Source organism: Bradyrhizobium sp. 141 (genome assembly GCF_023074055.1).
In the GTDB taxonomy this organism is placed as follows: Bacteria; Pseudomonadota; Alphaproteobacteria; order Rhizobiales; family Xanthobacteraceae; genus Bradyrhizobium.
On the sequence record NZ_JADPKR010000115.1, the window covers coordinates 21,790 to 42,412 of the forward strand.

Genomic DNA, 20,623 nt, shown 5'->3' on the forward strand with positions numbered 1-20,623 from the left:
CGTGTTTGCCGGAACCAGTGCGCCGCCTAGATGCAAGGTGTGAACCCTCAGCCTGCGTCGCATGCCGAGGACTGTTTTGTGGGACCCTGAAGCAGGAAAAGACAACATGACCTCGACCTCGAAGACGTTCGTCGCATCCGCTGCGACGCTGTTCGCCTCCGCGTTTCTCATCATGACTGCACCGGCCGCGCAGGCGGAAGAATACTGCATCACCAATGGTGCCCAGGCCGCTCACGGCTGCGGCTATCCGACGATGGAGACCTGCCGCGCCGCCGCCGGCGGCATCGGTGGCGTGTGTTCGCAGAGCGGTGCGAAGAGCACGAGCGATTCTCTCGCCTATCAGCCGAAGCACTCGCAGTCGCGCACCAAGCTTCGCCCGGGCGGCCAGACCAACTCCAACTGACGCCTGAGTTCGAAACCGGTTTTTAGGTTTTGCGGCCTCCGAGCTTTATCTCGGGGGCCGTAAATTCATGAGGCGCGACATCGCGTGCCGCATGTCTCAGCGCAAGCCTCAGCCCCTGGCCGTGCCGAAGAGGGTAAGTACGTCGGCCGCAAAATTAGATGCGGCCGTGTGAACTCCTTCACAGAGCCGCAATCTGTGCGGGTCCATGCTTCCCAGAGGTCGCCCGAATTGTAGATGGGCCGGATTGTACCCAGGGGAAGCGCGTCATGGCTCCCAACCCGATTTTCATCAGCCACCGGTCTGAATACGGCCGGACGGCCCGTGCGATGAAGAAGGTCATTGAAACCGCTTCGCACGGACAAATCGACGTCTTCATTTCGGAGGATATCCCGCGCGGCAATGAATGGCGGCCCTCTATCGAGCATCATCTTCGCACAGCGCAAAGCCTGTTTCTGCTTTACGGCGCGCCCTATGAGGACTGGTCCTGGTGCTTTTATGAAGCCGGATATTTTGCCGCCGCAAAACCGGCAGCCACCGATCGCAGGATCTTCTGCCTGATCCGCCCGAACGTGAACCCGCCGGGTCCGCTCAGCCACTTGCAGATGCTGACGAGCAAGGATCAACTCATCAGAGAGTTGATCGGCATTTTCGAGAGGAACGCCATCGACGTCGATGCCAGCGAGTTGCGCGGGCTGGTCGGCAAGCTGGATAGCGGTCTGTTCGGCGAAATTCGCGAATTCGACGGCTATCCGCGCGTGCATTTCGTGGCGTCCGACGCCGAACTCGCCCATGGGGCGATTCCACCTGCGGCCCAGTTCACCGGCGACGAAGGTGTGCTCGGCGATCTCTTCACCATCCAGGCGCAGTCCGTACCCTGGTGCAAGGTCCAGAAGCTTGCAAATACGGAAACTGGACGGCAGAACTTCGTCTACAAATGGCTTGAGGAAACCGCGCAGATATTGCTTGCGGCGCGCGAGAACGAGTTCATTGCGCCGCAGGCCGTGCTGATCGGGCGCGGCGGCCGGCGCTACCGGACCTTGCTGCACCGAGCTCGTGTCCAGGGTGATGGCGACTATCGCTGCGAATTCCTGGCGATCGAGGAGGTCGGCGGGCCGCTGACCGGATTGTCGAGCAAGCTGCTCTCGCTATTGACCGCCATCCGCATGGGCTACCGGTTCAGGTCCGAGATCATCCAGAAATTCTCTGCCGATGCGCTATCGTCCGACGAGCGCGAGCGCCGGATACAGCAGATCCCACGCGTGATCGAGGATCTAACGGTTGAATCGCGGACACGCGGCAACATCAGTACGGAGGACTTTCTGGCGGCATTCGACGACGTCGAAAGCGAGAAGATGTCGCGTCTGCTGGACTACTGGCCGATCCTTGAACGCGCGATGTACAAATCGCTGGGGCTGTCGACCGATGGAAAAACCGTCATTCGGCCGGGCCTTGTCGGTTCGGACGTCGAACGTTACCGCACGGTCCACAAGGCCATGCGGCTGCTCAACATCGAGTTCCTATCGCGGAGCTGCGCGCGCGTCGCACAGATCATGAAGCGACCCGAGCAGGAATTGACCGACAGCGCCAAGGCGCTCGAAGATGCCGTCAAGGCGCTGACCGGTTCGGACATCGAGACGGCGGCGTGACGCCTGCGCGCCTCACCGATACCGGCCGCGAAATTCGCGCGGGCTTGCGCCGGTCCAGCTGCGGAAGGCCCGCGAAAAGCTCTTCTCGTTGCGGAAGCCGGCGATCTCCGCGATGCGTTTGATCGGGGTGCGGCCACGCATCAGCTCCTGTTTTGCCAGTTCGAACTTTGCCTCTTCCTTGAGATCGCGCAGCGAGGTTGCTTCCTCGCGCAGCCGCCGATGCATGGTGCGGGTGGAGAGCGCAAGCTCGCTTGCGACGTCCTCGGCCCCGAGACTGCGTCCGCGCGCATTGCGGAGCACGCGGCGGACACGCTCGACCAGCAGGCGGTCGCGCCGATAGGGCAGCACGGTCAGCCTGAGCGCGCCCTTGAGCATGTTGTCGAGATCGGCGGCGCTGCGCGTGAGCGGCAGCGAGAGATAGTGCTTGTCGAAGACGATGCGGGCGCGGTCGGCATCGAAGCTGATGCTCCGGCAAAAGATGGTCGGATAGACCGAGACATGGCCGGGCTCCGCGTGCGGGAATTCCGCCGCGCGGAGCGCGATCTGGGAGTCGACCGCCCAACAGGAGAAGCCGAGCACGTACCGGAGCAGGGTGACCAGGCAGAATTCCCGTACGGGCCCGAGATCGCGCAGCTCCCGGATGGACACCACGGCGGTCTCTTCACCAACCTCGAGATCGAGCAGCACGTCCTCGGTGAGCAGGCGGTGATGCCGGCACCAGCGCTTGAGCGCGATCTCGAGCGTTGGCGCCGTGATCGAGGCGCGGCACAGCATGCCGTAGGTGCCGAAGGGCAGGCGCCGTGAGAACCAGCCCAGCGCCTCGTCGTCGAGCTCACGCATGGCATGACCCGCCAGCGCTTCGAACTGGGCGGCCGTGACCCGCCCATCCCGAGAATTGACAAGATCCGGCGCGACCTGACCCCGGCTTAACGCCTCGGCCGGGTCGCGGCCGTACCTTGCGTAGGCGGCAACCACGCCGCGGACGAAGGCGGCGGGAGTCACGGCGCGGCGCGAGGTCGCGGTGGCGGCTTGAAAAGTCATCGGAACTCCCTCCGGAAAATCCTCGCCAAGTTTGGCGGAAAATGCAACCTTTTCGACCGCAAGCGGTCCTCGATACCGCTAGGTTCGAAGGCCAAAATACGGAGGAATCGCCTTGAACATCCCGAGCATCGACTTCGATCTGGGCGAAGACGTCGGCATGCTGCGCGACACGCTTCGCGCCTTCGTGGAGGCGGAGATCACCCCGCGCGCAGCCGACATCGAGAAGGCCAATCTGTTCCCGGCCGACCTCTGGAAGCGCTTTGGCGACCTCGGCCTGCTCGGCATGACCGCGCCGGAGCAATATGGCGGCTCCAACATGGGCTATCTCGCCCATATCGTCGCCATGGAGGAGATTTCGCGCGGCTCGGCGGCCGTGGGGTTGTCCTACGGCGCGCACTCGAACCTCTGCGTCAACCAGATCCGCCGCAACGGCAACGACGCGCAACGCGCGCGCTATCTGCCGAAGCTTATCTCGGGCGAGCATGTCGGCGCGCTCGCGATGTCCGAGTCCGGCGCCGGATCGGACGTCGTCTCGATGAAACTGCGCGCCGACAAGCGCGGCGACCGCTACGTCCTCAACGGCTCCAAGATGTGGATCACCAGCGGCGGCGATGCCGACGTGCTGGTGGTCTATGCCAAGACCGATCCGGAGGCAGGTCCGCGCGGTATGACGGCTTTCCTCGTCGAGAAGGGCTTCAAGGGGTTTACCCACGGCCAGCATCTCGACAAGCTCGGCATGCGCGGCTCCAACACCTATCCCTTGTTCTTCGACGAGTGCGAGGTGCCGGAGGAGAACGTGATGGGCAAGGTGGGCGAGGGCGTCAAGGTGCTGATGTCCGGCCTCGACTATGAGCGCGCGGTGCTCTCTGGCGGCCCGCTTGGCATCATGGCGGCCTGCATGGACGCGGTGGTGCCCTATATGCACGAGCGAAAACAATTCGGTCAGCCGATCGGCGACTTCCAGCTGATGCAAGGCAAGCTCGCCGACATGTATGCGACCTGGCAGGCCACGCGCGCCTATGTCTATGCGGTGGGCCGCGCCTGCGACCGGGGCGACCATGCGCGCAGCTTGCGCAAGGATGCGGCGGCGGCGATCCTCTATTCCGCGGAAAAGGCGACGTGGATGGCCGGCGAGGCGATCCAGGCGCTCGGCGGGGTCGGTTACACCAGCGAATTCCCGGTGGGGCGTCTCTGGCGCGACGCAAAACTCTACGAGATCGGTGCCGGCACCTCGGAGGTCCGCCGCATGCTGATCGGCCGCGAACTGATGGCCGAGACGGCTTAAAACGTTCACCTCATTGGAATCATCATGCCGCTCCATTCCAGCATCGATCCGTCTTCATCAGACTTTGCGCGCAATTCCGAGGCCATGCGCACCCTCGTCGCGGACTTGCGCGAAAAGCTGAGCCAGGTCGCCGGCGGCGGCGGCGAGGTCTCGCGCAACCGCCACACCGCGCGCGGCAAGATGCTGGCACGCCAGCGCGTCGATCTGCTGGTCGATCCCGGCACCTCGTTCCTGGAGCTGTCGCCGCTTGCGGCCTACGGCCTCTATGGTGGCGACGTGCATTCGGCGAGCGTCGTCACCGGAGTGGGGCGCATTTCGGGCCGCGAATGCATGATCGTCGCCAACGATGCCACCATCAAGGGTGGTACCTACTATCCGTTGACGGTGAAGAAGCATCTGCGCGCGCAGGACATCGCGCGGCAGAACAATCTGCCCTGCGTCTACATGGTCGATTCCGGCGGCGCCTTCCTGCCGCTGCAGGACGAGATCTTCCCGGACGAGCGTCATTTCGGCCGCATCTTCTACAACCAGGCGCAGATGTCTTCACAGGGCATTCCGCAGATCGCGATCGTGATGGGCTCCTGCACCGCCGGCGGCGCCTATGTCCCCGCGATGTCGGACGAGAGCATCATCGTCCGTAACCAGGGCACCATCTTTCTCGGCGGCCCGCCGCTGGTGAAGGCGGCGACCGGCGAGGTGGTCAGCGCCGAGGAGCTCGGCGGCGCCGACGTGCATTCGCGGCAGTCGGGCGTGACCGACCATTACGCCCAGAACGACGCCCATGCGATCGGCATCGCGCGGCGCATCGTCGGCACGCTGAAGCCGTCGGTGCGGCCGAACCTCAACATGCACAAGCCGCGCGATCCGCTGTTTGCGGCGGAGGAGATTTATGGCGTGGTGCCCGTCGACGGTCGCAAGCCGTTCGACGTGCGCGATATCATCGCGCGTGTGGTGGATGGCTCCGAGTTCGACGAGTTCAAGAAACTCTACGGCACGACGCTGGTGTGCGGCTTCGCCCATATCTGGGGCTATCCGGTCGGCATCATCGCCAATAACGGCATTCTGTTCAGTGAAAGCTCGCTGAAGGGCGCGCATTTCATCGAGCTGTGCTGCCAGCGCGGCATTCCCTTGGTGTTCCTGCAGAACATCACCGGCTTCATGGTCGGCAAGAAATACGAGGCCGGCGGCATCGCGCGCGACGGCGCCAAGCTGGTGACGGCGGTCGCGACCGCCTCGGTGCCAAAATTCACCGTCGTGATCGGCGGCTCCTACGGCGCCGGCAATTACGGAATGTGCGGCCGGGCCTACTCGCCGCGCTTCCTCTGGATGTGGCCGAACGCGCGCATCTCGGTGATGGGCGGCGAGCAGGCCTCGATGGTGCTGAGCCAGGTCCGCCGCGACAATATCGAGGCCAAGGGCGATAGCTGGTCGAAGGACGAGGAGGATAAATTCCGCGAGCCCATCCGCGCGCAATATGAAAGCCAGGGGCATCCCTATTATGCCACCGCGCGGCTGTGGGACGACGGCGTGATCGATCCCGCCGACACGCGGCTGGTGCTCGGCCTTGGCCTCTCGGCGGCGTCGAATGCGCCGATCGAACCGACGAAATTCGGCCTGTTCAGGATGTGATGCGATGGACCGCTCAAAGCTCTACCGGCGTTTTCGCACGCTCCTGATCGCGAACCGCGGCGAGATCGCCTGCCGCGTCATCCGCACCGCCCGCGCCATGGGCCTGCGAACGGTCGCGGTCTATTCCGAGGCCGACCGCGACGCGATGCATGTTGCGCTCGCCGACGAGGCCGTGCTGCTCGGGCCCGCGCGCGCCCGCGACAGCTATCTCAATGTCGAGCGGCTGATCGAGGCTGCGCGCAAGACCGGCGCGGAAGCCGTGCACCCCGGCTACGGCTTCCTGTCGGAGAATGCCGAATTCGCGCGGGCTTGCTTTGATGCGGGCCTTGTCTTCGTCGGACCGACCGCCGGGATGATGAATGCGATGGGCTCGAAGTCCGGCTCCAAGGCGCTGATGGAGGAGGCCGGCGTGCCGCTGGTGCCCGGCTATCACGGCGAGGCCCAGGACGATGCAACGCTGGCGAAGGCCGCCGAGAAGGTCGGTTTCCCGATCCTGGTGAAAGCCTCCGCCGGAGGCGGCGGCCGCGGCATGCGGATCGTGCGCTCGGCGGACGAACTTGGGCCCGCGATCGTCAGCGCCAAGCGGGAAGCAAAAGCCGCGTTCGGCGACGACCGCATGCTGATCGAAAAGTATGTCGACAATCCCAGGCATATCGAGGTGCAGGTGATCGGCGACAGCCACGGTAATCTGCTGTCGCTGTTCGAGCGCGAATGCACGTTGCAGCGCCGGCACCAGAAGGTGATCGAGGAAGCGCCGTCGCCGACACTCAATGCTGCCCAGCGCGAGGCGGTCTGCGCTGCCGCGCGAAAGGCGGCCGGCGCGGTGAACTATGTCGGCGCCGGCACGATCGAATTCGTCTCGGACGGCAAGGACGTGTTCTTCATCGAAATGAACACCCGTCTCCAGGTCGAGCATCCCGTGACCGAGCTGATCACTCGCATCGACCTCGTCGAATGGCAGTTGCGCGTCGCCTTCGGCGAGGCGCTGCCGTTGAAGCAGGACGAGATCAAGCTCAACGGCCACGCCGTCGAGGCGCGCGTCTACGCGGAAAACCCAACCAAGAACTTCATGCCGTCGGTCGGCAGGATCTCGACATGGCGGTTGCCGGCGGAGACTGGTGGCTTGCGTATCGATGCCGGCTATCGCGAGGGCGATACGGTCTCGCCGTATTATGACGCCATGCTCGCCAAGATGATCGTGTGGGCGCCGACGCGGGACGTCGCGATCGAGCGGCTAAACCGCGGGCTGGAAGAGTCCGACGTTCGCGGCATCGTAACCAACATCCCGTTCCTGTCGGCGCTGATGACGCATCCAAAGGTGCGGACCAATGCGATCGACACCGGCTTCATCGAGCGCGAGCTGGCGGTTCTGACACAGGCCGCGCCCGCGCCCGGCGAGCTCGAGCTGTGCGCGGCGGTGGCCGCTGTCATCAACGACGAGCAGCAGGCCGCACGGGCCCAGGCGAATTCACCCTGGCAGACGTTTGGCTGGCAGCCGGTCGGCCGCCGCCAGCGCAGCTTTACATTCCGCGTCGGCCACGGAGCCGAGCAGAAGATCGCGCTGAACTACGGCAGCGGGCTGTCGACGCTGTTGATCGGCGAACGCGAGCTGGCGTTTGCGATTGCGCCGCGCGACGGCGGATTCGATCTGACGCTGGACGGCGTCAAATCGCAGGTCGCAGCCGTGATCTCGGGCCATGAGCTTTACCTGCGCACGCGCAACGGGCGCTTCGATCTGCATTTGGTCGATCCGTTCGGCGGCGAGACCGAGGAGCATGCCGGAGAGGACAAGATCGCGGCGCCGCTGCCGGGAACGGTCGTCGCGGTATTGGCCGAGGAGGGCGCGACGCTCGAGAAGGGCGCGCCGATCCTGACGCTCGAAGTGATGAAGATGGAGCAGACGCTGCGCGCGCCCTATGCCGGCGTGCTGAAATCCATCAAGTGCAAGGTCGGCGACATCGTGCAGGAGGGCATCGAGCTCGCCGTCGTCGAGCCTGCGGGAGAATGACATGAGCGACCAGGTCCGCATCGTCGAAATGGGGCCGCGCGACGGGCTCCAGAACGAGAAGGTTCCGGTCGGCGTCGAGGCCCGCATCGCCTTTGTCGAGGCGCTGGTCGCGGCTGGTCTCGATACGGTCGAGGTCGGCGCCTTCGTCTCGCCCAAGGCGATCCCGCAAATGGCGAGCTCGGATGCCGTGCTGCGCGGCATTGCCCACGTGGCGGGCGCCGAATTCCACGTGCTGGTGCCGAACGAGAAGGGCTACGACGCCGCCCGCGCCGCCGGCGCGAAAGTGGTCTCGGTGTTCGCTGCGGCCTCCGAAGGCTTTTCCCGCGCCAATATCAATTGCACGGTCGCGGAGTCGATCGAGCGGTTCAAGCCGGTGCTGGCGCGCGCCAAGGCCGATGGCGTCAAGGTGCGCGGCTATATCTCCTGCGTGCTGGGCTGCCCGTTCGATGGCGAGATCAAGCCAAGGGCGGTCGCCGATCTCGCGCGCACACTATTCGAGCTCGGCTGCTACGAGATATCGCTCGGCGACACCATCGGCGTCGGCACGCCTGATAAGGCCAGGGAGATGCTGCGCACGGTCGCCGCCAACGTTCCCGCCGCCAAGCTCGCGATGCATTTCCATGACACCTACGGCCAGGCGCTCGCCAATCTCTATGCCGGGATGGAGGAGGGCGTCCGCGTCATCGATGCCGCCGCGGGCGGCCTCGGCGGCTGTCCCTATGCACCGGGCGCGACCGGCAATGTCGCGACCGAAGACGTCGTCTATATGCTCGAAGGCATGGGCGTCAGGACCGGCATCGACATGGACCGCCTGTTGGCCGCGACCAACGAGATGAGCGGCCTGCTCGGCAAGCCGCCCGTGAGCCGCGTGGCGTCCGCGCTGAATGCGAAGAAGAAGCGGGCGGTGCCGTAAGGTGGGCAAAGGCGCGTAGCGCCGTGCCCACCATCTTTCCATGATCGAGACAGGTGGTGGGCACGCTTCGTTTGCCCACCCTACGAGACCTGCGCTTAGGCCGTCTTCAGCCCTACATCCGGCAGACGCGGCCGGTTCTTGAGCGCCTTGGCCATCATGGCCTCGACCTCGGCCTTCTCATGCGGGAGCAGCGCCAGGCGCGGCGGGCGGGTCAGCGCGGTGCCGCGGCCCATGATGTGCTCGCACAGCTTGATGCACTGGACGAGATCCGGGCGCGCATCGAGATGCAAGAGCGGCATGAACCATTCGTAGAGCGGCATCGCCTCCGCGAAGCGCCCTGCCTTGGCCAGCCGGAACAGCGTTTCGCCCTCGCGCGGGAAGGCGTTCGACATGCCCGAGACCCAGCCCACGGCGCCCATCGCGACGCTCTCGACGATGACGTCGTCGAGACCGGCGAACAGCACGAAGCGGTCGCCGACCATGTTGCGGGTGTCGATGAAGCGCCGCGTGTCGCCGGAGGAATCCTTGAAGCAGACAACCGTCTCGACGTCCGCCAGCGAGGCCAGGATGTCGGGGGTGACGTCGTTCTTGTAGATCGGCGGGTTGTTGTAGAGCATCACCGGCAGGTCGGTCGCGGTGGCAACGGCGCGGAAATGCGCGGCAGTCTCGTGCGGCTTGGACGAATAGACCAGGGCTGGCATCACCATCACGCCGTCGATGCCGACACGCGCGGCTTCCTTGGCCGTTTCGACCGCGAAGGCGGTGGTGAATTCCGCGATGCCGCACAGCACGGGCACGCGGCCGGCCGCGACCGACTTCGCGGTTTCCATGATCGCGACCTTCTCCTTGCGCTCGAGCGAGGTGTTCTCGCCGACCGAGCCGCAGACGATCAGGCCGGAGACGCCGTCGCGGATCAGACCGTCCATCACTTTGGCAGTTGCGTCGATATTGAGCGACAAATCGTCATTGAATTGCGTGGTAACGGCCGGGAAGACGCCTTCCCAGGAAACGCGGCGGGTCATGATTTCACTCCAAGTGAAGTTGCCGGCGGGGGGCTGGATCCGCCGGGTCGTTGTGAAGAGGATGGCGAATGGAATTAGAGCGTCGCGCCGACCTTGCGCAGCTCGGCGAGAACAGGTGCCTTGGGCAGCCAGATCTTGTCGAACTCGGCAATGACGGCCTCGGTATCCTTGGCGTCGACCTGGCGGATCGGGATCGGCTCCTTCTTGAAATTCTCGATCAACGCCGGCTCGTTGCCGGCGAGTTCGTCGATCTGCGCGTCCAGCGTCGACTTCACCAGCTTGGTGATCAGCTCGCGGTCGGCGGGCGGCAGCGACTGCCAGACCCGGCCGGAGACGACGGCCGCCATCGGCATGAAGACGGCATTCATCTGCAGGATCACCTTGGAGACCTTGTCGAAGCGCTGGTTCCAGGAGAATTCGAGATCGGCTTCGAGGCCATCGACTTGGCCGTTGGCCATCGCGTCGAACACCTGCGGCGTCGGGATCGGGGTGGGCGCAGCGCCCAGCGAGGAATAGAAATCGCGATAGACCGGCGTCGGGTTGATGCGCAGCTTCATGCCCTTGATGTCGGCCAGCGTGTTCAAATCCTTTGAGGAGAACACCGCGCGCATGCCGGTGATGCCCCAGCCGAGCCCGATCGTGCCGGTCTCCTGCGGCAGCACGTCGAAGAGCTTCACCGCCGCCGGGTGCCGCACGAATTTCGCCACCGCCGGCGTCGAGCGGACGATATAGGGCGCGTTGATCGCGGCGATGTGCGGCACGCGCGAGCCGAGCTCGGCGGCCTGGATGAAGCCCATGTCGAGTGCGCCCGACTGCAATTGCTGCATCATCGCGGTCTCATTGCCGAGCTGGCCGGAGTGGAACACGGTCAATGTCAGGCGACCATTGGATGCGGCCTTGAGGTCGTCGCCGAATTTGAGCGCGGCCTTGTTCCAGGAATGACCGTTTGGCGTGATCAAGCCGAGGCGGAATTCCTTGGCCTGGGCGAGCGCCAGCGATGGCGCGAACACCGATGCGGCGGCACTGGCGGCGAGAAAGCGGCGACGAGACAGCGGCATGGTCGGGCTCCTTTAGGATGGCCTATTTGACGAGGATCAGAGAGAGCGACGGATAGAGCGAGAGCAGCACGAGGAGGACGCAGGAGATGACGAAGAACGGCAGCGTCACCATGAACATCTTGCCGGGCTTGGCGCCGGTGACGGCGGCCGCGACGAAGAAGCAGAGCCCGACCGGCGGCGACAGCAGGCCAAGCACCAGATTGATCACCACCACCACGCCGAAATGCCTGGGATCGATGTGATAGACTTCGGTCGCGACCGGCAGCAGGATCGGCACGGTCATGATCAGGCCGGGAATGCCGTCGATTACCGTGCCGATCACCAGCAGGATCACGTTGCAGATCAGCATGAAGCTGACCGGGTCCTTGGCGGCGGTCTGGATCCAGGCGGCGGTCTCCTGCGGCACCTTGCCGAAGATCAGGACCCAGGAGAACACCGCCGCGGCCGCGACCAGGAACAGCACGATCGCCGAATAAATGGCGCTGCGCAGCATCATCTGCGGCAGCTGGGAGAACTCGAATTCCTTGGTCCAGAACTTTCCGACCAGCGCGGCTGCGACGGCACCGACGGCGGCGGATTCGGTCGCGTTGGCGAGGCCGCCGAGAATGGTGCCGACGATGACGATCGGGATCAGCAGCGTCGGCGACGTCCGCAGGATCGTCATGACGCGCTGGCGCGGCGTCTGATAATCCGCGCGCGGATAGTTATAGATGTATCCCATCAGCGCGATGACGAGGCAGAACATCACCGTGAGGATGACGCCCGGCACGATGCCGGCGACCAGCATGTCGCTGACCGAGACCTGCGCCAGCACGCTGTAAACCACGAACATCACCGACGGCGGGATGATCGGGCCGAGCATGCCGCCATAGGCGGTCAGCCCGGCTGCGAAGGTCTTGTCGTAGCCCTTCTTCTCCATCTCCGGCACCATGATCTGGGCCATGATCGCCACCTGCGCGGTCGCTGATCCCAGGATGGAGGAGATGAACATGTTGGCGAGGATGTTGACGTAGGCGAGCCCGCCCTTGAGCGAGCCTACGAAGGCCATCGCCATGTCGACGATACGACGGGTGATGCCGCCGCCGTTCATGATCTCGCCGATCAGGATGAAGAGCGGGATGGCGATCAGGCCGTAGCTGTCGACGCCGCCGAAGAGCTGGAGCGGATAGGACTGGAACAGCACGGGATTGCCGGAAGCGGCGATGTAGACGAGGCCGGCGAGGCACAGGCAAAGCCCGATCGGCACGCCGACCAGCATGAACGCCATGAAGGCCGCTGACGTGACCATCAGTTGACCCCGTCCAGCTCGGAGAGCTGAAAGCCTGTCAATGGCGTGCGCGGGACCAACCCGATATCTTCCAAGAGATTGGCGAGACCGTGAATGGTCATCGACACCGCGAAGATCGGCAGCGTCAGGTACATCACCCAGGTCGGCCAGTTCAGCGTCTGGGTATGCTCGGTGTAGAGGAAGTTGAAGGTCTCGGCCGCGAGCTTGCGCCCGTCGAAGCCGACGCGTGCCAGCCCCACCGGGTCCATCCAGAGCACGCAGGTCACGATCAGGGCGACGCCGAACACGACGACGAGGCCGGTCGAGATCACCTTGGCAATCTTCTGGTGCCGCGGCGAAAGACGCTCCGTCAACATGGTCACCGCGAAATCGAGCCGCAGCCGCGTCATCGCGGAAGCACCGATGAAGGTCAGCCAGACCACGCAATAGACCGCGGATTCGTCGATCCAGTAGATCGGGAAATGCGAGTAGCGGGTGACGACGTTCACGAGGATCAGGCCGGTGAGCAGATACATCAGGCCCATCAGCGCCAGGCGCTCGAAGGCGAGCAGGGCGCTCGACATCCGGACGATCGTACGTCGGACGCTGAGCGCGCGCGTGGCCGGCATCGTCTGCTCGATCATGAAGAGGCCCCCACCGAAGATTTGTCGTGCGATTGCCAAATGTATAATTTATACATTTTGGGAGTCAAACAGAGATTGCGATCAATTCGGCGGCAGGGCGCGCTTTGCTGGGCACTTCGTTTTGTGGAGTGCTTGGCTTTTGCCGGGCACCTCGACATGCAAGACAGGGACCCGCGTCGGCCGAGCGAGTCGTGAAGGACAACAGAAGGTCAGATGAAACAGCCTCTGAAGCATCGCACCTTGTCGGCCGCCATTGTCGATCAGCTCCGTCAGGCGATCCTCGACGGCACCTATCCGGCCGGATCGCAACTGCGCCAGGATGCGCTTGGTGAGGCCTATGGCGTCAGCCGCATTCCCGTTCGCGAAGCGCTGTTTCAGCTGGAGGCAGAAGGTCTCGTGCGGATCGTTCCGCAGAAGGGCGCGATCGTCTCCGAGCTGTCGCTGGACGAGATCAACGACGTGTTCGACCTGCGCCGCATTTTGGAGCCGCGCCTCCTGGCGCAATCGGCACCGCATTTCTCCGCGGACGATTTCGACGCACTCGACGACATCCACAGGCAATTCGAGAAGGCCATCAAGGCCAAGAATGTCAGCGACTGGGGCCAGCTCAATGCCGACTTCCATTTGGCGCTCTATATGCACGCCCCGCAGCCGCGTACGCGCGCGATCGTGTTGTCATTGCTCCAGACCAGCGACCGCTACACGCGTCTCCAGCTCTCCAACACCAAGGCGATGGGCACTGCCGAGAAGGAGCACGCCCATCTGATCGCGCTCTGCCGCGCGCAGAAGGTGGAGGAGGCCTGCCGCTTCCTGGAGCGGCACATCGAAGCCGTGCGCAAAGATCTGTTGCAGGTGGTGGCGAATGCCCCGAAGTCGCGGCGGAAGAGCGTGCCATAATCACCGCTCTCGTAGGGTGGGCAAAGCGGAGCGTGCCCACCACCTTTCGCTGATCGTAAAGAGATGGTGGGCACGGCGCTGCGCGCCTTTGCCCACCCTACGGCAGTTGCGATTGCCGCTACCTGCTCCCGTCCGGTCCCATCACTAGGTCCGGCAGGCCGGTCGATATCCCCGGCACGAGGCACAGCAGCAGGACCGCGAGCATCATCAGCAGCACGAAGGGCAGGGTGCCCCAGATCACCTCGCGCAAGGGAATGTCCGGTGCGACGTTGCGGATGACGAAGATGTTGAGGCCGACCGGCGGGTGGATCAGCCCCATCTCCATCACGATGGTCATGACCACGCCGAACCAGATGATGTCGAAATTGGCGGCGCGGAGCGGCGGCAGGATGATCGGCGCGGTCATCAGGATGATCGAGACCGGCGGCAGGAAGAAGCCGAGCACGACGACCATGACGAGGATCGCGAACAGCAGCTCCCAGCGCGGCAGGTGCATCGCGACAATGGTTTCTGCGACCGATTGCGAGATGTGCAGATAGCTCATCACGTAGGAGTAGAGCAGCGACATGCCGATGATCATCATCAGCATGGTCGATTCCCGGATCGTCGATTTCATGATCGGGGCGAGGTCGCTCGGCCGCCATACGCTGTAGATCGCCGCGATCAGCGCCAGCGCCAGCAGGCCGCCGAGGCCGGCGGTCTCCGACGGCGTGGCGTAGCCGCCATAGAGCGCGATCATGACGCCGGTCAGCAGCAGCACGAAGGGGATCACGCGCGGCAGCACGCTGAAGCGTTCGGCCAGCGTGTACTCGTCGCGGGCGAGGATCGCGGCTTCCGGTCCGCCGTTCTTGTAGATCGCTTCGGCCGCCGCATATTCCTGGCGGAAGCGGATCACGGCGTAGGCGCCGAACAGCGAGACCAGCAGCAGGCCGGGGCCGATGCCGGCGAGGAACAGCCGCCCGAGCGACTTTTCGGCAGCGACCGCGAACAGGATCATGGTGATCGAGGGCGGCAGCAGGATGCCGAGCGTGCCGCCGGCAGCGATGATCCCTGCGGCGAAGCCGCCGGAATAGCCGCGCTTGCGCATCTCGGGGATGCCGGCCGAACCGATCGCCGAGCAGGTCGCGGGCGAGGACCCTGCCATTGCCGCGAACAGCGCGCAGGCGAACACGTTGGCAACGCCGAGGCCGCCGGGCACGCGATGCAGCCAGGCATGCAGGGCCGAATAGAGATCCTGGCCCGCGCGCGATTTGCCGATCGCGGCGCCCTTCAGGATGAAGAGCGGGATCGACAGCAGCGTGATCGAGGCCATTTCCTCGTAGACGTTCTGCGTCACCGTATCGAGAGAGGCTGAGGGCATGTAGATGGCCATGAACACGACCGCGACGGCGCCGAGCGCGAACGCAATCGGCATGCCCGAGAACATTATCAGCAGCGTCGCAACGCCGTAGGCAACGCCGATACCGAACACGCTCATGGACGCCTGGCTCCGGTGAAGGGCAGCGCAAGCTGCACGAGGATCTGGATGCAGAGCAGGCTCATCCCGAGAGCCATCAGCGTATAGGGGATGGCGAGCGGCGGCGACCACATCGAGTTGGAGACCTGGCCATCGACATAGGCTTCATGGGCCAGCGTCCAGGATTTCCAGGCAAAGAAGGCGCAGAACAGGAACGTGGCGGCGTCGACCAGCCAGAGCCGGATCTTGTTCGCCAGCGGCGACAGCAGACCGACGAAGGCCTCGATGCCGATGTGGCCGCGGTTCTGTTGCACATAGGCCGCCGTCATGAAGGTCGCGCCGACCAAGAGGAACACGGCAGCCTCGTCCTGCCAGTAATTGGCGGCCTTGAACAGCGCGCGGCTGAGCACGCTGTAGCTCAGGATCATGCAAGCGGCGACCAGCGCGACTGCTGCGAACACCACGATGATGGTATTGAGCATGGCAAGGCCGCGATCAATCGCTGCCGCAGGGCCTGCGCCCGCGACAGCGTTTGCCGGGTCATCACGATCCGGAAGCGGACCGTGGCTCATGCCGCAACGTCGGTGGCGAGCTTGAGCAGGTTTGCCGCGGTCGGGGTCTTGGCGCTGTAATCCTTCCACGCCGTGTCGCGCGCGATGTCACGCCACTTGCCGACGGTCGCAGCGTCGAGCGCCGAGACCTTCGCGCCCGCCTTCTCGTAGACCTTGGCGACCTCGACGTCGTCGTCCTGCGCGCCCTTGCGGCCGAAGGCTTCGAGCTCGGTGCCCACCGCGAGCAGGATGTCCTGTTGGTTCTTGGGCAGCTTGTCGAAGATCGCCTTGGACATCATCAGTGGCTCGAGCATGAACCAGTAGGAGGCGCCCGCACCCGAGGTCAGGGATTTGGCGACCTCTTCCAGACGGAACGAGATCAGGCTGGTCGAGGAGGTGATGCCGGCATCGCAGGCGCCGGTCTGCATTGCCGCATAGATTTCGTTCGACGGCACCGACAGCACCGAGGCGCCGGCGGTCTGCAGCACCATGTCCATCTCGCGCGAGCCGCCGCGCACCTTCAGGCCCTTGGCATCTTCCGGCGCGACGATCGGCTTGGAGCGGCTGGCGACGCCGCCGGCCTGCCAGACCCAGGTGAGCAGGATGATGCCCTTGTCGGCGAGGAAGTCGGTCAGCGCCTTGCCGACCGGCTCCTTCTTCCAGCGCAGGCCCTGGTCGTAGGTGGTCACGAGGCCGGGCATCAGGCCGATATTGGTCTCGGGCAGCTCGCCGCCGGCATAGGGCATCGGATAGAGCGAGATGTCGAGCGCGCCCTTGCGCATCGCGGAGAACTGCGCGTTGGTCTTGATCAGCGAGGAGTTAGGATAGATTTCGGCGGCGATGTCGCCATTGCTGCGCTTGGCAACTTCGGCGGCGAACATGCGGCAGAGCCGATCGCGGAAATCACCCTTGTCGATGGTGCCCCCCGGAAACTGGTGCGAGATCTTCAGCGTGGTCGCGGCATGCGCGGTGCCAGTGCCGAAGCGGAGAATGGCGGGTGCCGCGACGGCGGTCGCGAGCAGGTGGCGGCGCGTGAACATGGTTTTAATCCCCTTGGACGGTTCTTGTTCGATGTTGATTTTGGGCGGGTCATGAGACCGGCGCAGAGGCCCATCCTAGCCGGTCTTTCACCCGATATTCTCTCATCTGATAGTTCGAGACCGAATGCCGCGGCAAGTGCTGCCTTTGTTGCGCTGCACACTTCCGATCCAGTTGGACACACGCGACTGCTGCGAATGATGGAGGGCAGCGGGCACGCAGAAATTTATCGGCGGCCGCGTAACAACGCCGCGTGGCGATCCGTCGAGTCCTGATAGCGGCGTCCGTCGCTGACAAACACCACCTCGAAGGGAAGATGATCCATGACCATTCGCACCCGTATCGTGCTCGGCGTCTCGGCTGCCGCTCTCTCGCTTGGCCTCGCGTTTGCGCCGGCCGCCTTTGCTCAGGACAAGATGGGCAAGGATGACGGGATGATGAAGAAGGATACGATGTCCAAGGACGGCATGAAGAAGGACACGATGTCCAAGGACGACGGCATGAAGAAGGACCACATGTCGAAGGACGGGATGAAGAAAGACGACGGGATGATGAAGAAGAACTGACCTTCGACCGGCGCTGCAGCGTTTGCGATATGCAGACGCGCACTCTCGAACTTTTGGGGCGGTCGTGGACCGCCCCAGAAGCAGGTATCAGTTCAATTCAATTGAACGTGAGGTGTGATCGTTACTTGCGCTTGGCCTTGCGGGCGGCGTAGCGGGCGTCACGCTTGGCCTTCTGCTCGGCCTCGACTTCAGCCAGCTTGGCGACCGCGTCTTCCGCCTCGCGGGCGATCCGCGCAGCCTCCGCGGCTGCCGCTTCCTCCGCGACGCGCTTCTCCTCGGCCTTTTCGGCTTCGCGCGTTGCCTTTGTCTCGGCGCGCTTGGCCGCGAGTGCCTCGCGCTCGGCGCGTCGTGCCGCGACCGCCGGATCGTCGTGGCCCGGTTGCGACTTGAACTTGTTCAAAAGATTTTTGCGTGCTTCCTGCGCCGCCTTTTGTCGGTCGGAGAAGCCTGGTTCCCTGAATCCACTCATCGAACGAACCTTGTCTTCCTCACTTTCAGGCCTACATCACTGCGTGTTGGTACGTCGGCTGGGCATAGCGGGCGCCACGCGACGCAGAAGCGTGTACATCGCCGCGCGACGCGAAGCCACCCATAATCGCAGCCGATCAGGTCAACGAAAAATCGCCCCCCGACGATCTCTCGTAGCCCGGAAAAACTGCCGAATTGTGATGTCCCTCATAAGGGACCACGAGCGCGGGTCCTAGCGTCCGCGCCGATACGGAGCACGGGCATGCCGATCTCAAGATTAAGCCTGAAGGCGCTCGCAATTGCCTTCGTCCTGGTAGCCGTGGCCGGTGCCATGCTGCTGCTCAGTCGTCCGCAGCCGATCGAGAGTGCCGTCCTGGGAGCCGGCTGGGAATGCACCCAGACCGCGTTCGTGCTCACGACATGCGCCCCGCGGGTCAAGCAGGCGATTCCGGCGGTCGAAACCTCACGTAAGGATGCGATCCGCGCGACCCGAGGCTGAAGCTGAGACGCCGGACTGAGATCGCTGACCGGAGATGTGACGGGACGTCGCAGAGGTGATAAGCCGGGCGCCCGCGCGACCAGGTTAGCCATGTCCACATCCCAGCCCGAACCGGGCGAGAAGCCGAAATCCCGGCCGAAGCCTCCTTCCGGCGACAACCGCCGCGGCGCGATCGCCGGCTTGATTATCGCGATCATGATCCTCGGTATCGGCTGGTGGCTCGCCCGGGACCTCACCGCGGCCAGCAAGATGCAGGACTGCCTGATGTCCGGGCGCAGCAACTGCAACGTGATCGAGCCGGCCCGCTAGAAGCGATCCAGCGTGGCCGCTCGGGCCGAAAAATTGCCCTGATCTTAATCATTTGTAACGGGACTTCGCCGACCAAAGCAGGTCAGCTATGTCAGCCGGCATCAAGCCCGGCGCGAGGCGAATCGTCTATCGCGCCAGGCACCACGGCAATCGAGAGAGCAGGGGGTCAAGCACGCATGAGTGCGTCCAGCCGCATGAAGATCATTATTCCCTTGGTTTCGGCCATTTCGCTGCTCGCGCCGTCGGCGCGGGCCCAGGACGCGAGGCCGCCAAGGGACGCCGGCCAGCCTGCGGCCGGCCCGGCCGCCGGGGCACCGTCCCCGAACAATCAGAACATGCGCAAGGGCCCCCCGCCGCAGCAGGCGGCCCGGCCCGCGCCGCAGCCCGGTGGCCAGCCCCATGCGGGTCCCGGTCCGCACGGCGCCGGCGGCCCGCCGCCCGGACGTTATGTCGCCCGCGGTCCCGCTCCGACGCGCGACTGGGGCGGACACACTTATCGGGGCAGTCGCGCCTGGGATGGCGGGCGCTGGCGCCGCGAAGTCCACAATGGCCGCTCCGGCTGGTGGTGGGACGTTGGCGGTGTCTGGTATTATTATCCGCAGCGAATGGCTGGCCCGCCCGCCTACATTTCGGAGGAGTACTACGACGACGTGCCGGTGGCCTATGCTCCGGCGACGCCGCCGGTCGCCTATGCGCCGCCCCCTCCGCCACCGACCGACCCCGGCGCGAGCGCGCTTGGCGGCGCCATCGTCGGCGGCGTGCTCGGCGGACTGATCTCGGGCAATGCAACAGGGGCTGCCGCCGGCGCGGTTCTCGGCGGCGCAACCGGAGCTATCGCGGGCGCCACCGCCGCATCCCAGCCCGGTTACTACTGGGCGCAGGGCACTTGCTACTACCGCTATCCGAGCGGCCAGTATGTGCAGGCCGATCCCCGCGCCTGCTACTGAGCTGGCCGGATTGAAGCGCAGAGGCGGGCCCCGGCCCGCCTTTTTCTTGCGCGCCGGCGATTGCTTCAAATTGGCGCTGGCGCTCGTTGCCGCCTCACGCAAGTCTCAAAACAAAAATGTCGGGATGATTCGCGGGGACGTGGAACATGCTGGATGCAATCCAGATCAGCTTGGCGCTTTGGGCCATGATCGTTTGCGGCGGGATCAAGCTTGGGCAGGTGCTGCACTGCCTGTTTTAGCGCACGATTTCAGCGGCGAGCCTTGCAGGGGGACGGATCGCCCTCGCGTCAAGACACGAGCCAGTTGAAGAACGCCATCGCGCCCCAGACCAGCCCGGCGATCCAGGCCAGCATCACGATGCCGATGGTGCCGAGATAGGCGACGCCGACCAGATCTCTCCTGGGTCGTTGCGTCGGGACGTTGGCTGAGGCTGCTGCGTCTCGTGTCATGACGGAAAACACCATCGATGTCCTCGCGCGCTCCTGAAAGCGTCGAGACAATGTTTAGCCGAGATGCAGGGCCGAGACTGTGACGCCATTCACAGATCGTCCGAATGAAGCCCATCCGCATGGCTTCGCAATCAGCGCATGCATACGATGAGGCGAGGGTGCCTGAACGCTCGCCCAGCCAGGAAACCGTGACGTTACCCCGCAATCATACGGACGAAATTGCCACGCGCTTGTCCAGATGGCCGGCTAGAATCGACCTCATGTGTCCCAAGTACGACCCACAGCATGAAGCCGAGGCCGCTATGAAGCGGGCTGCGGCATCGGAAGGCGTCGATCGGCAACGCTTGATCCAGCTGGCCTTGGCTTGGCACGAGCTCGCCCGCGATCGGCGCGACGAGCGGGCGGACTGAGGGTCGTCTCGGGGAGATGTGATGATGACAGGCCGAGGTCGGTCGGCCCGTTGATCTGCATGAGAAGGCCCCGTGCTCGGGGGACAAGCACGGGGCCCTTCAAAGCCGACCGGGGCT

Annotated in this window: 21 protein-coding genes; 11 read left to right on the forward strand and 10 right to left on the reverse strand. The window is 64.5% G+C overall.

All coding sequences use genetic code 11. The features are described 5' to 3' along the window. The first annotated feature begins 106 nt into the window (after positions 1–106). Both IVA81_RS38785 and IVA81_RS38790 read left to right on the forward strand, forming a co-directional pair. The gene (locus tag IVA81_RS38785; protein WP_247328786.1) at positions 107–403 is read left to right on the forward strand and encodes a DUF3551 domain-containing protein; all 297 of its coding nucleotides are present in this window, start codon (positions 107–109) and stop codon (positions 401–403) included. Between the two features lie 266 nt (positions 404–669). Continuing rightward, a complete protein-coding gene (locus IVA81_RS38790) occupies positions 670–2,049 on the forward strand; it encodes a toll/interleukin-1 receptor domain-containing protein (protein ID WP_247328789.1) in 1,380 nt (459 codons plus the stop codon). A gap of 12 nt (positions 2,050–2,061) precedes the next feature. On the opposite strand, the gene IVA81_RS38795 is transcribed toward IVA81_RS38790, so the two are convergent. After that, positions 2,062–3,090: an AraC family transcriptional regulator gene (locus tag IVA81_RS38795; RefSeq protein WP_247328792.1), complete on the reverse strand. Its 1,029-nt coding sequence runs from the start codon at positions 3,088–3,090 to the stop codon at positions 2,062–2,064. 112 nt (positions 3,091–3,202) lie between these two features. Here IVA81_RS38795 and IVA81_RS38800 point away from each other — a divergent pair, with 112 nt between their 5' ends. From IVA81_RS38800 to IVA81_RS38815, 4 genes are read left to right on the forward strand one after another with little or no spacing between them, the layout of a single operon-like run. After that, positions 3,203–4,375: an isovaleryl-CoA dehydrogenase gene (locus IVA81_RS38800; RefSeq protein ID WP_247328797.1), complete on the forward strand. Its 1,173-nt coding sequence runs from the start codon at positions 3,203–3,205 to the stop codon at positions 4,373–4,375. Positions 4,376–4,399: 24 nt separating this feature from the next. Beyond that, the gene (locus tag IVA81_RS38805) at positions 4,400–6,004 is read left to right on the forward strand and encodes a carboxyl transferase domain-containing protein (protein WP_247328800.1); all 1,605 of its coding nucleotides are present in this window, start codon (positions 4,400–4,402) and stop codon (positions 6,002–6,004) included. A 4-nt stretch (positions 6,005–6,008) separates the two neighbouring features. Then, positions 6,009–8,012 carry an acetyl/propionyl/methylcrotonyl-CoA carboxylase subunit alpha gene (locus tag IVA81_RS38810; protein WP_247328803.1) on the forward strand — a complete coding sequence of 668 codons (2,004 nt, stop codon included), beginning with the start codon at positions 6,009–6,011 and terminating at the stop codon, positions 8,010–8,012. Position 8,013: 1 nt separating this feature from the next. Next, on the forward strand, positions 8,014–8,925 hold the full coding sequence (locus tag IVA81_RS38815; RefSeq protein ID WP_247328807.1) for a hydroxymethylglutaryl-CoA lyase: 912 nt from the start codon (positions 8,014–8,016) through the stop codon (positions 8,923–8,925). A 95-nt stretch (positions 8,926–9,020) separates the two neighbouring features. Here the strand turns inward: IVA81_RS38815 and IVA81_RS38820 are convergent, their stop codons facing one another. The 4 genes from IVA81_RS38820 to IVA81_RS38835 form a co-directional block, all read right to left on the reverse strand. Further along, positions 9,021–9,947: a dihydrodipicolinate synthase family protein gene (locus tag IVA81_RS38820; protein ID WP_247328810.1), complete on the reverse strand. Its 927-nt coding sequence runs from the start codon at positions 9,945–9,947 to the stop codon at positions 9,021–9,023. 74 nt (positions 9,948–10,021) lie between these two features. Beyond that, positions 10,022–11,005 carry a TRAP transporter substrate-binding protein gene (locus IVA81_RS38825; RefSeq protein ID WP_247328814.1) on the reverse strand — a complete coding sequence of 328 codons (984 nt, stop codon included), beginning with the start codon at positions 11,003–11,005 and terminating at the stop codon, positions 10,022–10,024. A gap of 22 nt (positions 11,006–11,027) precedes the next feature. Beyond that, on the reverse strand, positions 11,028–12,293 hold the full coding sequence (locus tag IVA81_RS38830) for a TRAP transporter large permease (protein WP_247328818.1): 1,266 nt from the start codon (positions 12,291–12,293) through the stop codon (positions 11,028–11,030). Continuing rightward, entirely contained in the window at positions 12,293–12,901 is a 609-nt protein-coding gene (locus IVA81_RS38835) for a TRAP transporter small permease (protein ID WP_247330212.1), read from the reverse strand. Before IVA81_RS38835 ends, IVA81_RS38830 begins: the two co-directional genes overlap by 1 nt. Positions 12,902–13,129: 228 nt before the next feature. On the opposite strand from IVA81_RS38835, the gene IVA81_RS38840 reads away from it, so the two are divergent. Next, positions 13,130–13,813 (forward strand): GntR family transcriptional regulator, encoded by a 684-nt coding sequence (locus IVA81_RS38840; protein WP_247328822.1) that lies wholly within the window; start codon positions 13,130–13,132, stop codon positions 13,811–13,813. Between the two features lie 118 nt (positions 13,814–13,931). On the opposite strand, the gene IVA81_RS38845 is transcribed toward IVA81_RS38840, so the two are convergent. From IVA81_RS38845 to dctP, 3 genes are read right to left on the reverse strand one after another with little or no spacing between them, the layout of a single operon-like run. After that, entirely contained in the window at positions 13,932–15,290 is a 1,359-nt protein-coding gene (locus tag IVA81_RS38845; RefSeq protein WP_247328826.1) for a TRAP transporter large permease, read from the reverse strand. Beyond that, a complete protein-coding gene (locus tag IVA81_RS38850; protein ID WP_247328829.1) occupies positions 15,287–15,841 on the reverse strand; it encodes a TRAP transporter small permease in 555 nt (184 codons plus the stop codon). Before IVA81_RS38850 ends, IVA81_RS38845 begins: the two co-directional genes overlap by 4 nt. Beyond that, positions 15,838–16,860: a TRAP transporter substrate-binding protein DctP gene (dctP, locus tag IVA81_RS38855; protein WP_247328832.1), complete on the reverse strand. Its 1,023-nt coding sequence runs from the start codon at positions 16,858–16,860 to the stop codon at positions 15,838–15,840. Before dctP ends, IVA81_RS38850 begins: the two co-directional genes overlap by 4 nt. A 321-nt stretch (positions 16,861–17,181) precedes the next feature. Here dctP and IVA81_RS38860 point away from each other — a divergent pair, with 321 nt between their 5' ends. After that, positions 17,182–17,424, forward strand: coding sequence for a pentapeptide MXKDX repeat protein (locus tag IVA81_RS38860; protein WP_247328835.1), 243 nt, complete (start codon positions 17,182–17,184; stop codon positions 17,422–17,424). A 121-nt stretch (positions 17,425–17,545) separates the two neighbouring features. On the opposite strand, the gene IVA81_RS38865 is transcribed toward IVA81_RS38860, so the two are convergent. Continuing rightward, positions 17,546–17,893, reverse strand: a complete 348-nt coding sequence (locus IVA81_RS38865; RefSeq protein WP_247328838.1) for a DUF6481 family protein — start codon at positions 17,891–17,893, stop codon at positions 17,546–17,548. Between the two features lie 261 nt (positions 17,894–18,154). Between IVA81_RS38865 and IVA81_RS38870 the strand changes: the two genes are divergently transcribed. The 3 genes from IVA81_RS38870 to IVA81_RS38880 all read left to right on the forward strand — a co-directional run bounded on the left by IVA81_RS38870 (position 18,155) and on the right by IVA81_RS38880 (position 19,647). Continuing rightward, positions 18,155–18,391: a hypothetical protein gene (locus IVA81_RS38870; protein ID WP_247328841.1), complete on the forward strand. Its 237-nt coding sequence runs from the start codon at positions 18,155–18,157 to the stop codon at positions 18,389–18,391. A 90-nt stretch (positions 18,392–18,481) separates the two neighbouring features. Continuing rightward, entirely contained in the window at positions 18,482–18,700 is a 219-nt protein-coding gene (locus IVA81_RS38875) for a DUF2273 domain-containing protein (protein WP_247328862.1), read from the forward strand. Between the two features lie 176 nt (positions 18,701–18,876). Continuing rightward, positions 18,877–19,647: a hypothetical protein gene (locus IVA81_RS38880; protein ID WP_247328865.1), complete on the forward strand. Its 771-nt coding sequence runs from the start codon at positions 18,877–18,879 to the stop codon at positions 19,645–19,647. Between the two features lie 287 nt (positions 19,648–19,934). On the opposite strand, the gene IVA81_RS38885 is transcribed toward IVA81_RS38880, so the two are convergent. Further along, positions 19,935–20,111: a hypothetical protein gene (locus IVA81_RS38885; protein ID WP_247330358.1), complete on the reverse strand. Its 177-nt coding sequence runs from the start codon at positions 20,109–20,111 to the stop codon at positions 19,935–19,937. Positions 20,112–20,623 lie beyond the last annotated feature (512 nt).